This window comes from Leeuwenhoekiella sp. W20_SRS_FM14, assembly GCF_052119605.1.
Lineage (GTDB): Bacteria > Bacteroidota > Bacteroidia > Flavobacteriales > Flavobacteriaceae > Leeuwenhoekiella.
Map to the genome: position 1 here is coordinate 847,699 of NZ_JBGQOK010000001.1, position 15,114 is coordinate 862,812.

15 protein-coding genes are annotated in these 15,114 nt (G+C 35.0%); 10 read left to right on the plus strand and 5 right to left on the minus strand.

The features are described 5' to 3' along the window. Window positions 1–4: 4 nt before the first annotated feature. A complete protein-coding gene (locus ACEN25_RS03585; RefSeq protein WP_028375111.1) occupies window positions 5–1,537 on the minus strand; it encodes a DEAD/DEAH box helicase in 1,533 nt (510 codons plus the stop codon). A 250-nt stretch (window positions 1,538–1,787) separates the two neighbouring features. Between ACEN25_RS03585 and ACEN25_RS03590 the strand changes: the two genes are divergently transcribed. Beyond that, a complete protein-coding gene (locus ACEN25_RS03590) occupies window positions 1,788–2,168 on the plus strand; it encodes a hypothetical protein (RefSeq protein ID WP_441801689.1) in 381 nt (126 codons plus the stop codon). A 74-nt stretch (window positions 2,169–2,242) separates the two neighbouring features. On the opposite strand, the gene ACEN25_RS03595 is transcribed toward ACEN25_RS03590, so the two are convergent. Further along, the gene (locus ACEN25_RS03595; protein ID WP_441801690.1) at window positions 2,243–2,968 is read right to left on the minus strand and encodes an SDR family oxidoreductase; all 726 of its coding nucleotides are present in this window, start codon (window positions 2,966–2,968) and stop codon (window positions 2,243–2,245) included. A 142-nt stretch (window positions 2,969–3,110) separates the two neighbouring features. Here ACEN25_RS03595 and ACEN25_RS03600 point away from each other — a divergent pair, with 142 nt between their 5' ends. The 5 genes from ACEN25_RS03600 (at window position 3,111) to ACEN25_RS03620 (ending at window position 6,601) form a co-directional block, all read left to right on the plus strand. Continuing rightward, complete coding sequence (locus ACEN25_RS03600) at window positions 3,111–3,731, plus strand: YqaA family protein (protein WP_441801710.1); 621 nt, start codon at window positions 3,111–3,113, stop codon at window positions 3,729–3,731. Continuing rightward, window positions 3,728–4,009, plus strand: coding sequence for a DUF3817 domain-containing protein (locus ACEN25_RS03605; protein ID WP_441801691.1), 282 nt, complete (start codon window positions 3,728–3,730; stop codon window positions 4,007–4,009). Before ACEN25_RS03600 ends, ACEN25_RS03605 begins: the two co-directional genes overlap by 4 nt. 61 nt (window positions 4,010–4,070) lie before the next feature. Then, window positions 4,071–4,682 (plus strand): M15 family metallopeptidase, encoded by a 612-nt coding sequence (locus ACEN25_RS03610; RefSeq protein ID WP_441801692.1) that lies wholly within the window; start codon window positions 4,071–4,073, stop codon window positions 4,680–4,682. Window positions 4,683–5,006: 324 nt separating this feature from the next. Next, on the plus strand, window positions 5,007–5,756 hold the full coding sequence (locus ACEN25_RS03615) for a ferritin-like domain-containing protein (RefSeq protein WP_441801693.1): 750 nt from the start codon (window positions 5,007–5,009) through the stop codon (window positions 5,754–5,756). A 26-nt stretch (window positions 5,757–5,782) separates the two neighbouring features. Beyond that, entirely contained in the window at window positions 5,783–6,601 is an 819-nt protein-coding gene (locus tag ACEN25_RS03620; protein ID WP_441801694.1) for a ferritin-like domain-containing protein, read from the plus strand. Between the two features lie 120 nt (window positions 6,602–6,721). On the opposite strand, the gene yajC is transcribed toward ACEN25_RS03620, so the two are convergent. From yajC to nusB, 3 genes are read right to left on the minus strand one after another with little or no spacing between them, the layout of a single operon-like run. Next, entirely contained in the window at window positions 6,722–7,021 is a 300-nt protein-coding gene (yajC, locus tag ACEN25_RS03625; protein WP_441801695.1) for a preprotein translocase subunit YajC, read from the minus strand. A 10-nt stretch (window positions 7,022–7,031) separates the two neighbouring features. Continuing rightward, window positions 7,032–7,496 (minus strand): DUF1573 domain-containing protein, encoded by a 465-nt coding sequence (locus ACEN25_RS03630; protein ID WP_441801696.1) that lies wholly within the window; start codon window positions 7,494–7,496, stop codon window positions 7,032–7,034. Window positions 7,497–7,542: 46 nt separating this feature from the next. Beyond that, the gene (gene nusB, locus ACEN25_RS03635; protein WP_441801697.1) at window positions 7,543–8,490 is read right to left on the minus strand and encodes a transcription antitermination factor NusB; all 948 of its coding nucleotides are present in this window, start codon (window positions 8,488–8,490) and stop codon (window positions 7,543–7,545) included. A gap of 246 nt (window positions 8,491–8,736) precedes the next feature. Here nusB and ACEN25_RS03640 point away from each other — a divergent pair, with 246 nt between their 5' ends. The 4 genes from ACEN25_RS03640 (at window position 8,737) to ACEN25_RS03655 (ending at window position 15,012) form a co-directional block, all read left to right on the plus strand. Next, the gene (locus ACEN25_RS03640) at window positions 8,737–10,494 is read left to right on the plus strand and encodes an ABC transporter ATP-binding protein (protein WP_441801698.1); all 1,758 of its coding nucleotides are present in this window, start codon (window positions 8,737–8,739) and stop codon (window positions 10,492–10,494) included. A gap of 68 nt (window positions 10,495–10,562) precedes the next feature. Continuing rightward, window positions 10,563–10,937, plus strand: coding sequence for a PUR family DNA/RNA-binding protein (locus tag ACEN25_RS03645; protein WP_028375099.1), 375 nt, complete (start codon window positions 10,563–10,565; stop codon window positions 10,935–10,937). Between the two features lie 282 nt (window positions 10,938–11,219). Next, window positions 11,220–13,742 carry a M14 family metallopeptidase gene (locus ACEN25_RS03650; protein ID WP_441801699.1) on the plus strand — a complete coding sequence of 841 codons (2,523 nt, stop codon included), beginning with the start codon at window positions 11,220–11,222 and terminating at the stop codon, window positions 13,740–13,742. A gap of 76 nt (window positions 13,743–13,818) precedes the next feature. Further along, a complete protein-coding gene (locus ACEN25_RS03655; protein ID WP_441801700.1) occupies window positions 13,819–15,012 on the plus strand; it encodes a tyrosine-type recombinase/integrase in 1,194 nt (397 codons plus the stop codon). Window positions 15,013–15,114: the final 102 nt, after the last annotated feature.

Sequence of the window (15,114 nt, forward strand, 5' to 3'; positions counted from 1 at the left end):
AAAGTTAGTTAGTAGCTGTAACACTGGCATACATTTGACTTAATTTCAAACGTAACTTACGGTTGTAATCTTCTTCTAACCAATTTTTATAGTTTTTTGTATTCTTCATAATACAGTAAGAATACAGACGAATTCTATATTGAATTTCGTCTTTAAGTTCACGAGCCAGAATACGAGCATCAAAAATGTCTTCAGAATTCTCAAAAACAATTTTTGCATGTTGATCTATAGAACGTTCTAAAGCTTCCTTAGATTTTAAGCCTTTTGCAAAAACATCTTCGTATTCTTTCTTGATATCAAAAGAAATATCAGCACTTTTACTGAATTCTGCACGTAACTCAGGAGGCATCACATATTCAAAATTGCGCTCTATTTCTTCGTCACTTACTAAATTTTCTAAATAAAAATCTGGATATAAGAAAATATCATTCCAGTCCATAGGTGCATCCCAAAGACCAAAACGCGCCATATTATTTCCTAAATCAATAACTTCAAACTTCTTTTTATCGGGTAGAACACGTGAACCCCTACCTATCATTTGAAAATATAGGGTAAGCGATCGTGTTGCTCTGTTTAAGATAATCGTTTCTACAGATGGCTCATCAAAGCCGGTCGTTAATATACTTACAGAAGTTAATATAGCATCTGGTGTATGCTTAAACCACTTTAAGATTTGTTTTCGCTCTTTATTAGTATGCGTATTGTCAAGATGCCTCACATCATACCCTGCTTCCTTAAACGTCTCATATACATAGCGTGAGGTATTAATACCGTTATTAAAGATTAGGGTTTTAGTACCTTTTGCCTGTTCTTCATAAGCTGCAAGTAATTTTTCCTGCATGCTTTGATTGGTATATAAAATTTCAGAAGATTTTACGGTATAATCTCCATTTATACCTACCTGTAGTGTTTTAAGTCCTACATCATAGGTATGCATGTTAGCTTTCGCTAAAAAACCTTTTTCTATTAAAGATCCTATGCTTTCTCCTATTATGAGTTTGCGATAGTTATCTTTCATGGGCAACTTCACATTAGAACTTAAAGGCGTTGCCGTAACGCCTAAAATAAATGCATCTTTAAAATAACTAAAAAGTTTTCTAAATGAATTGTAATGTGCTTCATCAATAATGACAAGACCTATATCTTTTATGTCTATTTGTTCATCTTGCAAACGGTTATTTAACGTCTCAACCATCGCAACGTAACACATATAATCTTCATTACCTTCTAAGGTTTTAACTTTACTATTAATGACCATATTAGGTACATTAAATGTTTTAAGCATCTTAGAAGTTTGCGCAGAAAGTTCTATTCGGTGTGTTAAAATAACCACCTTTTTCTGTTTTTCCCTAATGTATCTACGTACTATTTCCGAAAAAATAACAGTTTTACCTCCACCCGTAGGAAGTTGATATAAAAGATTAAAATCATCTGGAGATTCTTCTATACAAGTAAAAATTCGATCAAGATCATTTTCTTGATAACTGTATAGTTCTTTGCCGCTGTCTGTGTCCTGTCCTATTGCCTTATCGCTCAAAAGTAGCTTTGTTTTGTAGTGAATCTTGCAAAAATAAGGCATTTAAAGGGCTTCTCACAAGTTTAAATAAGGAATTAAATTATTTATAAGGGTTAAATAATTTTCTAAAATAAAAAAAATAGAATTGCTGTATTTTCAAGCGGTTACCACTAAAAAAAATATTGTTCATTAAAACATAAAAAAAGTAGCTCTCGAGATAACAAAAAAATACCTAATCTGTTACCTTTGTAACAACATTAAAAAATTCATTTTGAAGAATCAAAAAGCGATAAAACTATTAAACAAGCTCATTTCAGATGTTGAGCAAAATGGTATCATTACCAATACTGTTGTTGAAGATTTACAAAATCTAAGACCGTATGCTGTTGAAGAAGAACGCCCATTATTAGCTAAAACTATACGATTAGTTTTTGAACATATTGAGGCTTACCAGACTTTTGATATTCCTATTCCTGAAGAAGAGCCTATTGAAGGTTATGAAGAGTTATTAGATGAGCAGGATAATAGTTCAGAACCTGCTGAAAGTCTTTTATACCTTTTAAACCTATTAGCTGAACCTGAAAATAAAACAAACCGACTAGATTTAAGAGCTTACGTTGAAGCGATGCAGATCTACGCTGAAGAGAACTAAAAGTTCTTCTAAAATATTACATAAAAAAACACCCATTTTACTGGGTGTTTTTTTTATGCTTAAAGCTAAAATCTCTAACTTTTAGGTGGTTTAGATGGTCGTACTTCAATTTTACTTGGTAATGTACGCGGATTCATCTTTATCAAATCAACTACAAGCTCCCCTATATCTTCACTCTGAATTTTCCAGCTATCTTTTTCAGAAGGCTCGTGATCATTAAAATGAGTGGCTACCGAACCCGGCATAATCGTGGAGACTTTTATATCATCGTCCCTAAGATCTAACATCATCGCCTGTGTAAAACCGGTTAAACCAAATTTGCTGGCGTTATAAGCAGTACCACCTGCAAAGAAATTAGTTCCTGCAAGGCTCGATATGGTAAATATATATCCTTTAGCCTGTTTTAAATGTGCTAACGAAGCTTTAACACTATAGAAAACACCTGTTAAATTAGTATCTATAGTCTCTTGCCATTCCTCAACAGTTAAGTCTTTAATATTACCAAAATGACCTAAACCGGCGTTAGCAACCAGAACATCTAGCTTACCAAATTCTGCAATTAAATTGTCAACGGCCTGCACCTGACTTTCAAAATTTCGTACATCGGCTTTCAATCCTAATGCTCTGCCTTTACCTTTAAACTTTTCGTTTAAATCTGCAGCAACTTCTTCAGCACTACTAAGTGTTCTACTCGTAATCGCTACATTCATTCCCAGTTCAAGAAGTGCTTCAGCAACTCCTCTACCTATTCCTTTTGTACCTCCTGTAATTAGAGCTACTTTGTCTTTAAATTTATCCATAGGCTAAAATTAACTTTAAATATACGCAGAAGAAAAACTGATATTTTAAAGTTTTCCCAAAACTGTATTAAGAAGATAATATAAAGGCAAACAACGTTGTTATCCTGTATTTCAAGAAGTATCTTTGCAAAAAATTAATTGGATGACTTCAGAACGTAAAAAAGAGAAAAAGTCCAGACTTCAATTGTTACACCAGTATTACAAGTATACGGGGTTCTATTCATTTGTGGGCAGTAGTCTCAAAAAAGCACTTACCCCACTTTTAGTATTTGTAATAGCGCTCGTATGTATTCATTATTTTGTAATTGATATAAATGAATTGTTAATTAAAATGACAGACACGTTCCCACCATTTTGGGTGCTGTTTGTCTTCTTTCTTTCGGAAAGTATATTGGGACTCATACCACCTGAAATTTTCATTGCGTGGAGTGATAAAATGCCAGATCCAATTTTATACCTGTCACTTATAGCAATTTTATCTTACGCCGGCGGAATTATTAGTTATTTCACAGGGCGCGCATCTACACGTATTCATGCAGTACATGAATATCTGGAGGTGAAAATGGCTAAACATTTAAAAAATGCCCGTAAATGGGGTGGTTTTTTAATCGTTGTAGGTGCAATTTTACCGGTTCCTTTTGCAGTAAGTAGTTTGGCAGCAGGAATGATTAAATATCCATTTGTAAACTACCTCCTTTTTGGTTTATTACGCTTTGTGCGTTTTGCAATTTATGGTGCAGCAATTTTTAATTTAGTTTCATGATTAAAGCTTTTCAGATTATAAGCATACTTGAAGGAATATCGCTATTGCTTATTTTATTTGTAACCATGCCTCTTAAGTATATTTTTGAAATGGGTATGCCTAATCAAATTATAGGAATGGCTCATGGTGTTTTATTTTTAGTTTACGTGGTTATGGCTATAGTTGTGAAAACCGAATTAAACTGGAATTTTAAAACATTACTAATAGTTTTGGCGTGTTCAATTATCCCATTTGGGACTTTCTGGATGGATAGAAAATATCTGGCAGGCAAGGCATAACCGGTTTATTTTTATCTTTAAATTTCAGTTTTTTGAAGCTGAAGCAATTCAATTTTAATAAATGAAATTCTACTTCCTCTGCTTTAGCTTATTTATTTTCAGCTTTACAAAAGCACAAGAGACTAAAACCAACCTAATTCTTTTAGATACGCTAAAAGACGGTTTCACTTATGATATACGCTACGCTAGTAGTAATAATTTTTTAAAAGAAGCTTTCTATGAATGTGCAGCTTGTTATCTACGTCCCGAGGTTGCAGAAGCTTTAAAAGCTGCTAATCATTACTTTTGTGAGAAGGGTTATCGAATTGTACTCTTTGATTGCTACAGACCCGTAAGTGCTCAGAAAAAAATGTGGGCTGCTTTTCCCAATGCGCAGTATGTTGCTAATCCCTACAAAAGTGGTTCTGTACATAATAGAGGTGCCGCAGTAGATATAAGTCTTGAAAAATTAGATGGTACGCCGGTAAATATGGGAACAGATCACGATTTTTTTGGAAGAGAAGCTCATATTGATAACAAAAACTTGCCAAACGAAGTTCTTGAAAACAGACAGATTCTACAAGAGGGTATGATGCTTTTTGGTTTTGAAACCATACGTACAGAATGGTGGCATTTTAATTACAAGAAAAATTATTCTTATAAAATAATCGATTTCAATTTTGAATGTAATTAATTACTAAAAATAATATTTTTTTCTTTGCAGAAGTTACTTAAGTAAATTTTCACTCTCCTTTATTATCAATATTACCTCTTTAAGCTTTTTTTTATTGAAAAATTGTCCATTATTAGTACTCAGTTCACACTTTTAACAAAATGATTTGTAAATATTTTAAGACATTATTCATAAAAATTTTTGATAATTATTGTTAAAGAAATACGTATTCTATACTGTAAATCTTAAACATTTGTTAAACCGAATTCTATCAAAACCCTAGCTTCATTTTCCTCGTAAGTTTCCATAAGTATTAATAACCAAAGAAATTCAAACGTTATGAAAATGAAAAAATCGATTGAGGTAAAAACTCAAACTGTAGGTAGAAACCGCAGAAACTTTTTAAAAGTGAGCGGCCTAGCTGTTGTAGGTTCTGGACTATTACTCGCATCTTGTAGTGATGATGATGATAATGGCAATATGATGGGAAATGATGTCTTCGATCTTGGTTCAGGCAATCTTGCAATTTTAAATTATGCATATGCTCTTGAGCAACTAGAGGCGGCATTTTATGCTAAAGTTGTTGCAGGTGGATATTATCAAGGAGCTTCAGCTACAGTTCAACAGTTACTTACTGATGTTTATAATCATGAAGTTATACACCGTGAATTTTTTAGAACAGCAATTAGTTCAGCTGTATCTGCTGATATGGTTTTACCAGATTTAGAAATAGATTTTGGAGCAGATTCTCAGTTTGATAGTGAAGATTTTGTTATAAATACAGCAATCGCTTTAGAAGATACGGGTGTAGCAGCATATAATGGTGCAGGTAAATTAATTACAGTTGACGATGCAGCTGGTCAAATTTATTTAGGCCTTGCTGGTAAAATTGTTTCAGTAGAAGCGCGTCACGCATCTGCGTTTAGAGACTTAAAAAATCCAGGTTCTATGGATTTTGCAGGAAATGATATTCTAATAGGTCTTGCAGGTACGGCTCCTGCCTTTGACAAAGCAACACCTCCTGCAGATATTCTTGCAGCAGTATCTAGTTTAGGTTTTATAAAAACCAATTTCACTGCTAAGGCATTTGTATAATTAATTAATCACAAAAAACTATTATTATGAATTTCATAAAACTTCTAGAAACTCTATCTAATAAAGAAATCCTTAATGCTAAGGGTTCACGTAGAGAATCTTTCGATCATATTAAATCATTCGGTAAAGGTGTAGCACTAGCTTCAATCCCATTCGGATTAGCCGCGACCAGTTCAAAATCAAAAGCTGCTACGATGTCAATGGCATCAGCTGCATTTCAGGCCTCAAATCTTGATGTATTAAACTTTGCACTTACATTAGAATATTTAGAGCAAGAATTTTACGCTATGGGCTTAGACAGTGGCGTAATTGACAGTGATGATATGGCCGTTTTTCAAACAATTTCTACTCACGAAGACGAGCACGTAAAATTTCTTTTAGGCGCACTGGGTGATAATGCTGTTTCTAAACCCACATTTGACTTTACCGGTGGTGATTTAAATTTAGATCCTTTTAACGATTATCCTACGTTTATGGCATTAGCACAAGGATTTGAAGATACAGGTGTAAGGGCATATAAAGGTCAGGCGGGAGCTCTTGCTAATGACGGCACTTTACTGGAATATGCATTACAAATACATTCGGTTGAAGCTCGTCACGCATCTCAAGTACGCAGAATGCGCGGTGAAAAAGGATGGATTACAAATTCTGAAAACACACTTCCCTCTCAATTTGCAGGAATATACGGTGGTGCAACTCCAGAATCTAATACAGTTCAAGGTGGTGTTGATTTAGCTGGTATGTTTAGTGATTTTGGCGGAAACGGTGCGGTAACGGCTGCTTTTGACGAACCTTTAACCATGTCTGAAGTGAATACAATAGCGAGTATATTTATCGTACAATAATATTGAAAATAATTAATGGTTCTAAAATTTTAAGTATTCAGAGCTATTGTTTATTTGAATAAAATAAAAAATCCCGATGCAAATGCATCGGGATTTTTTTTTATGAAGAAGTTTGTAAAATTACTTTTTCTTAACAACTGCGGCTTTAGCAGGCTCATTAAGCTTCCTAGTTAATTCTAATGAGAGTGCAGAACGTTCAAAAATCATTTTGCCGGCTCCGCTCTCCAGTACTACTGTACTTTCATTAAGTTCTAAGATCTTTCCGTGAAGACCACTTTTTGTAATTACCCGGTCTCCTCTTTTTAAAGCTTCGCCAAATTTCTTTTCATCTTTTTGGCGTTTCATTTGCGGGCGTATCATAAAAAGATACACGACAGCAATCATTAGGAGTATGGGTAAAAAACTTGTTATTTGTTCCATTTAGTGGTGCTTATCCGTTATTTGTAGGTCCTTGTTCAGACTTCACAAATGCGGTAATTTTTACTGTTTCAGTTCCTTTTTGAGTATTAGATTTTACAGTTACAATTTTAGTTACTGCGTTCATACCACTTCCATTATACTTAACTAGAAGTTCTCCTGTGTCACCAGGAGCGATAGGCTCTTCAGGAAAACTAGGAACAGTACACCCACAAGTACTTGTTGCGTCAACTATTACTAAAGGTGCATCACCTGTGTTTTTAAATTTAAAAACATGTTCTACACCCGTACCACGTTCTATATTACCAAAATCATACTCACTCTCTTCAAATTCCATTTTTGGAAATGCAGTTGCGTTAGCATCACGATTAGCTGCCATTTCTACGTTTTCGCCTTTAACTTTTTCAGATGCGTTGTCTTTACAACCTGTAAATGCTAATGCAGCTATTAAACCAGCTGCCAGAAATACTTTTTTCATATTGATATCATTTTTTAAAAGGGTCTCAAAAATACGATTTTATTTATTACTCAATTAGCCCGCGGCCGGCTTTGTTAAGCCTTCCTTCTAATTTGTATTTTTTTACAAGACGATCTAAAACACCGTTAATAAAAATACTACTCTTAGGGGTTGAATATTCTTTAGAAAGCTCTAAATATTCATTAATTGTAACCTTTACCGGTATTGAGGCAAATTTTAAAAATTCACACAATGCCATTTTGATTAAAATCTTATCTAGTGTTGCGATACGATCCTGATCCCAGTTAGGGGTGTTTCCTAAAATTTCTGCTTCAAACTCCGCATCATTACGAGAGGTACGCAGCAACAAATCTTTTGCGTACTGGCGATCTTCTTCATCTTTGTACAATTTAGGTAAGATAGTAGACTCAGGAGAATTTGGTTTTAATTTTGAAAGTCGCTTAATGATCGTTGTATTTACCACCGGTAAATCATCTATCCATGTGATTCTGTAATCTTCAAGATACTCGTATAACTTATCGTTAGGCGCTACCAGTTCTGTAAAAAATTGAATGACAAAATTCTTGTCCTCCTTAAAGTCGGTTTCAGGCTTCAGCATATATTCTTCAAAGAACTCACTTTCTATAAGACTCTCATAAATAAGAACTACATACTCGCTATCTAAACGCCAGTTGTTAAGTTTTGCTTTTTTAAGTTCTTTTTGAAGAAGTTCATTTTCGGCAAGGCTTACGAGTACCTTATTGTTTACAAACTTTAGATTGGGATTTTTGTCAGACTCTGTCGCTAACATTTTTTGTTGAGATTTCTCTAAAAAATCTTTCGCGTGAGCGTGAATTTCTACCAGTAAATCTACCATTACAAGATACAAGTCGTACATCTGTGCCGTACTCGCATTCATAAATTTTTCTTCTTTAATCAAATCCTGGTTTTCAGATTGACTTAAGGCGTAAAGCGCTTGCATTACCTTTATGCGAATGTGCCGTCTATTGAGCATAGCTTTAAAGAACTTTTGATGTTTGATATATCAATTTTTTGAAGATGAGCATCAATAGGATGGTTCTCTTCAAAAACGCTGCAAAAATACATGATATCTAAGAGTTCTTAGCAAGGTATTTTGTTTTTTATCTCAAAAAACTCAAGCCCTCAAATACAGTCTAATCGTTTATCTTTGCGCCACTGTTGATTGCACCTTATTTTTTACATTAAAAAATAGATTGTACGCAGCAGATTAAAATACGCTATGAAAGAACTGCAACACCTTAATAAATATTTTAATAAGTATAAATGGAAGCTCATATTAGGCTTTTTCATTGTTGTTATAGCCCGCATTTTTGCCATACTTACGCCTAAATTTTCTGGCGATATGGTAAAATATGTCGAGAATTATATGACTAACGGAGGCCAACTCAGCGAATTAAAACATCAATTATTGATGACTTTGCTGATGTTGCTGGGAGCGGCACTACTTTCTGCATTTTTCACTTTTTTAATGCGACAGATGTTTATTGTGGTTTCCAGATACATGGAAGCCGATTTAAAAAATGAGGTGTATAACCAATACCAGAATTTATCTTTAAATTTTTATAAGAAAAACCGAACCGGCGATCTTATGAACCGTATAAGTGAGGATGTAAGCAAAGTACGTATGTACTTAGGCCCCGCGATTATGTACGGTGTTACCACCGTTATTTTATTTGCTACGGTAATCCCCTATATGTACTACACCGCTCCTACCCTAACGCTTTATGTAATTATTCCGTTACCTATATTATCTGTGGCGATTTATCAATTGAGTAAATTAATTCACGCACGCAGTATTGTGGTTCAGCAATATTTATCCCATTTGAGCACGTTTACTCAGGAATCTTTTAGTGGAATAGGTGTAATTAAAGCCTATGGACTCGAATCTCAAACTTTTGAAAATTTTACAGAGTTGTCTGAAACCAGCAAACAGAAAAACCTGGATCTTGTAAAAGTACAGGCGTTTTTCTTCCCGTTAATGATTGCTCTTATAGGCGCAAGTAATTTACTGGTGCTTTATATAGGTGGAAAACAATATATAGACGGAACAATACCAGATCTGGGTGTAATTGTAGAGTTTTTAATTTACGTAAATATGCTAACCTGGCCTGTGGCATCTGTAGGGTGGATCACTTCTCTGGTGCAACAAGCGGAAGCTTCTCAAAAACGGATTAACGAGTTTTTAAAAGAACAGCCCGAAATTGTAAATAATACAACAGAACATACGCCCGTTACCGGAAGAATTACATTTGATAATGTAACGTTCACTTATGATGACACTAATATTACGGCTTTAAAAAATGTATCTTTTGAAGTAGAAGAAGGTGAAACAATTGCAATAATAGGTAAAACAGGCTCTGGTAAATCTACCATTCTTGAGCTTATAGCCCGTTTATACGATACTAATGGCGGTGTTATTTTAATAGATCAAAAACCTATAGAATCATTTAATCTAAAAGACCTGCGCACCAGTATAGGCTATGTGCCGCAGGAAGCCTTTTTATTTAGTGATAGTATCAAAGAAAATATAAAATTTGGTAACAGTAAAGCGACCGATGCCGAGGTAGTTGAAGCCGCAAAAAATGCCGTGGTAGATAAAAATATTGTAGAATTTTCTAAGGGCTATGATACTATTTTAGGCGAACGTGGAATTACCTTAAGTGGTGGTCAAAAACAACGTGTATCTATTGCCCGGGCGATTATAAAAGATCCACAAATATTATTGTTTGATGATAGTTTATCTGCTGTAGATACAGAAACCGAAGAAGAAATTTTAGCAAACCTAAAACGCATCTCTTCTCAAAAGACCACTATTTTAGTTAGCCACAGAATCTCTTCTGCAAAAAATGCAGACAAAATAATTATTCTTGAAGAAGGTGAAATCATACAACGAGGGACTCATAATGACCTTGTAAAACAACCGGGATATTATCAAGAACTTTACCGAAAACAACTTGACGAAAAAGAAATGGAATAAAAATTTTGTACACCATTTAATTTTTTTCCATTTTTGAGTGCATAAAGCGTATCAATTAAACCAAGATTATGAGCAATAATGAAATGAAGGGGAATGATGAGATATTCTCGAAAGTATTAAGAGCAGGAAGACGCACGTACTTTTTTGACGTGCGATCTACACGTGCAGGAGATTATTACCTGACCATTACCGAAAGTAAAAAGTTTACCAATGACGATGGCTCTTTTCACTACAAAAAACATAAAATCTACTTATACAAAGAAGATTTTGAAGGGTTTTCAGAAATTTTAAATGAGATGACCGGTTACATTCTTAATGAAAAAGGAGAAGAAGTAATAAGTGAGCGTCACCAAAGCGATTACACTAAAGATGAAGATTTAGAAATTCTTGTAGAAGCACAGTCAGCCAAAGCTTTTACAGATGTAAGTTTTGATGATATTTAAAGCATAGCCTAATCTAAAACAGTTTAAAGCCGCATTATTTGCGGCTTTTTTTATGTCATAATCCTAAACTAATTCTTTAATCCCAATTACTTATTTATGCGCATTTAATAAACTAAAATCAATGCTTCCGTTATCACAATTTAGATTTTATTCCTAACAACTCCATTTGAACCCAAGCATTACAAGCTACTCACGATGTAATTGTATTTTAATTAATATATTTAAACACGACGTTTAATCTTAAAATTTTCCGCGGAAGCGTTATTAAAAAACTTTCTCTTTATGCAGCAATATGTACTCAGATTAGTGCTCCTTTTAGTTATTATCCCTTTTTGCAGCGCTCAGGTAACTTCGCCTACGCTCGACTATTATCTTCCTAATGATGTTACTTACGATGCAGCGATACCTAAACCTCAGGATATTTTAGGTTATGTACCGGGTACATGGCACGTGAGTCATGACTTACTTGTAAATTATATGGAGAAAATGGCAGCTGCCTCTCCCCGCATCACATTAGCGCGTCGCGGTGTAACTTTTGAAGGCAGACCGCTACTACTTTTGACCATCACTTCGCCAGAAAATCACGCCAATATAGAAAGCATAAAACAACAACATCTTGCACTTACAGAAGCCGATGCAAAAAATTTAGATACTGAGAAGATGCCCATTGTGACCTATCAAGGTATGAGCATACACGGTAACGAGGCCAGTGGTTCTAATGCGGGATTACTTGCTGTGTATTATTTAGCGGCTGCACAAGGCCCTAAAATAGATGCGCTTTTAAAAAATACCGTTATTTTATTTGATCCTTCTTTTAATCCAGACGGGTTGCAGCGCTTCTCATACTGGGCAAATACTAATAAAAATGTAACGCTTACCGCAGACCCTCAAGACCGTGAATATGACGAAGTATGGCCGGGTGGGCGTTCTAATCATTATTGGTTTGACCTTAACCGCGACTGGTTACCGGCACAATTACCCGAATCTCAGGCCCGTATTCAAACCTTTCACGACTGGCATCCTAATATCTTAACAGATCATCACGAGATGGGTAGCAATTCTTCGTTTTTCTTTCAACCGGGAATACCCAGTAGAACACACCCGCTAACTCCAAAATTGAATCAGGAATTAACTGCAGAAATAGGAACCTACCACGCAAAAGCCTTTGATAAAATAGGATCGCTTTATTATACTGAAGAAGACTATGACGACTTTTACTACGGAAAAGGTTCTACCTTCCCAGATATAAATGGAAGCATAGGTATTTTATTTGAACAGGCCAGTTCTCGGGGTCATTTACAGGAAACTGAAAATGGAATATTAACGTTTCCGTTTACAGTACGTAACCAGTTTACAGCATTTTTATCTACGCTAGAGGCAGCACAGGCAATGCGTACAAAACTGCTAGATTATCAACGCGATTTTTATGCTAAGTCTAGAGCTGAAGTAGCAGGAGATGCCTATATATTTGGCAGTAAAACAGACCCTGCGCGTGCAACACTACTTGCTCAATTATTAGAACGTCATCACATCGCTATATATAAGGCAAAAGAAAATTACACCACAAAAGACCTTTCTTTTACTACCGAAACCAGCTATGTAGTTCCTAAAAATCAAAAACATAGCCGGTTGTTGAATGCGATGTTTGAAAAGCGTACCACTTTTGAAGACAGCTTGTTTTATGATATTTCTGCGTGGAGTTTACCCCTTGCTTTTAATCTTGATTTTAGTGAGACCGCACCGGCAGCACTTGCCAGTTCTAAAATAGATTCGGTACAATTTGAAGCTGCTCTTACACTGGCAAACAGTGACTACGCCTATTTATTACCCTGGTCAAATTATTATGCCCCTAAGGCACTTAATAGTATTTTAAATAAAGGAATACGCGCTAAAGTGGCAATGCAACCATTTACTTTAAACGGTAAACGCTATGACTATGGTACCATTTTAATACCGGTACAAAATCAAGAGTTGACAAATGAAGAGTTGAATGCTTTTTTAGATGGAATTGCTAAAGCATCTCATTTACATATAGTTCCTGTAAAGACTGGCTCTACACAAGGTATAGATTTAGGAAGCCGCCAGTTTGAAGCGTTAAAACCTTTAAAGATTGCTTTGCTGGTAGGCGAAGGAATAAGTTCACTTGATGCCGGTGAAATCTGGCACGTATTAGATACTCGTTTTGCTATTTCTATAACAAAAATAGATACTCGTAATCTGGGCAGCACAGATTTAAGTGATTACACCACGCTCATTATGCCCAGCTCGTGGGGATCGTCTATAGGCGATGAACAATCTGAAAAAATCGCTACCTGGGTTCGTAATGGTGGTACATTAGTCGGTTTTAAAAATTCTGCAAAATGGATTAAAAGACAAGGACTTATTGATTTTAGCACTAAAGAGACCGAAAATCCTGCTGAGGGTATATCTTTTGAACAGCGTAGCGATTTTAATGGTGCACAGGTAATAGGTGGTGCTATTTTTAAAGCTAAGTTAGATCGCTCTCACCCTATTGCCTTTGGTTATGAGTCTGATTATATTAATCTATTTAGAGATACTACATTATTTATTGAAGCTGATGAAACCAGTTACAAAAACCCAATACAATATACTGACGCCCCATTAGTAAGTGGCTATATAAGTTCTATAAATCTAGATGCTCTTAAAGAAACCCGCCCATTTGTACACCAGTCTGCAGGTCGTGGTGATGTTCTGATATTTACAGATAATACCAATTTTAGAGCCTTCTGGTATGGTACTAATAAACTGATGATGAACGCATTATTTTTCAGTAAGGCTATGTAGATTTAGTTCAAAAAAAACATATATATCGTTGAATATTATTAATTTATGGCTTTACTTACCTGTAAAGCCATTTTTTATGAATACTGTTGTTCTAGAACCCCTCATACATAGAAACGAGGCTGCCTATAGTATAAAATTTGAAAATAACGATTCAAATCGCAATAAGATAAAACGTATAGCCCACGTTTCTTATAGTAAAACTCACAGTTGTTTTTACATATTTGAGCGCTTTACCACGTTACATACCTTGTATAAAAATTTGCGTGACTTTGACTTTTTTGTAGATTATTCCGCATTTAATATATCGAAGCCCGTACCAAAAGATATTGTAAAAACAGAACGCCAGAATTTAAGCAAAGATCTCGTAGATCCTATTAATATTCCTATTCTTAAAAAATATGTGACCTACTTACGAGGAAAGCGTTTTAGTGAAAGTACATTACGTACGTATTATAGTTTTGTTTTAGGCTTTGCCATTTACTTATCTAAGAAATCACTAGCAGATGCACAGCTAGACGATCTAAGTTTATATATACGAAGCTGTGTAAAAAACCATAACTATGCTATAAGTACGCACCGTCAAATGATAAGTGCGATTAAACACCTCATACATTTTACGCCAAAGCTAAGCATTGAAGACTTAGCATTACAACAACCTAAGAAGTCAAAAAAGCTTCCTGAAGTTTTAAGTGCGCAAGAAATACTTGATCTATTGAGAGCCACACGCAATCTGAAACATCGCGCACTTCTGGCACTCATATACTCCTGTGGCTTACGTATAGGAGAGCTTTTAAATCTTGAATTGCGTGATCTAGACATAGACCGAAACCAACTTCATATACGCCAGGGAAAAGGTCGTAAAGACCGGTATGTGGGAATGGCAGAAAGTTTTAAGCCCCTTCTTTATAATTATCTTTCAACATACACTCCCAAACGATACTTTGTGGAAGGAATACACGGCGAAAAATATAGTCCAGAAAGCATTCGGGCATTTTTAAAGCGTTCTTGTAAGCTAGCCAAAATAACAAAACACGTCACGCCACATACTTTAAGACACAGTTACGCCACTCATTTACTAGAAAACGGAGTAGACATACGTTATATACAAGAACTTCTGGGGCATAGTAGAACGGAAACCACTATGATATATACTCACGTAGGTAAAAAAGATTTACAGGCAATTGCGAGCCCTCTTGACCTTGTAGTTAAGCGATTATTTGAAACTGCTAAAGACAATAAAAATATACTGTTATCACGCAACTTACACTGATATAGTGTATATTTAGTCTTGATATAACACGTTGTAAAATATAAAATTTGTTCAGATCTATAATGAACGAAATATATTGAGTTTCATACCTCACTTTCTTTT

Coding starts and splice junctions, on each gene's coding strand:
- nusB (WP_441801697.1), bottom strand. CDS start 8,490: ATGCTCAATAGACGGCACATTCGCATAAAGGTAATGCAAGCGCTTTAC.
- ACEN25_RS03600 (WP_441801710.1), top strand. CDS start 3,111: ATGACTTCAGAACGTAAAAAAGAGAAAAAGTCCAGACTTCAATTGTTA.
- ACEN25_RS03620 (WP_441801694.1), top strand. CDS start 5,783: ATGAATTTCATAAAACTTCTAGAAACTCTATCTAATAAAGAAATCCTT.
- ACEN25_RS03615 (WP_441801693.1), top strand. CDS start 5,007: ATGAAAAAATCGATTGAGGTAAAAACTCAAACTGTAGGTAGAAACCGC.
- ACEN25_RS03595 (WP_441801690.1), bottom strand. CDS start 2,968: ATGGATAAATTTAAAGACAAAGTAGCTCTAATTACAGGAGGTACAAAA.
- ACEN25_RS03640 (WP_441801698.1), top strand. CDS start 8,737: ATGAAAGAACTGCAACACCTTAATAAATATTTTAATAAGTATAAATGG.
- ACEN25_RS03645 (WP_028375099.1), top strand. CDS start 10,563: ATGAGCAATAATGAAATGAAGGGGAATGATGAGATATTCTCGAAAGTA.
- ACEN25_RS03650 (WP_441801699.1), top strand. CDS start 11,220: ATGCAGCAATATGTACTCAGATTAGTGCTCCTTTTAGTTATTATCCCT.
- ACEN25_RS03610 (WP_441801692.1), top strand. CDS start 4,071: ATGAAATTCTACTTCCTCTGCTTTAGCTTATTTATTTTCAGCTTTACA.
- ACEN25_RS03605 (WP_441801691.1), top strand. CDS start 3,728: ATGATTAAAGCTTTTCAGATTATAAGCATACTTGAAGGAATATCGCTA.
- yajC (WP_441801695.1), bottom strand. CDS start 7,021: ATGGAACAAATAACAAGTTTTTTACCCATACTCCTAATGATTGCTGTC.
- ACEN25_RS03630 (WP_441801696.1), bottom strand. CDS start 7,496: ATGAAAAAAGTATTTCTGGCAGCTGGTTTAATAGCTGCATTAGCATTT.
- ACEN25_RS03655 (WP_441801700.1), top strand. CDS start 13,819: ATGAATACTGTTGTTCTAGAACCCCTCATACATAGAAACGAGGCTGCC.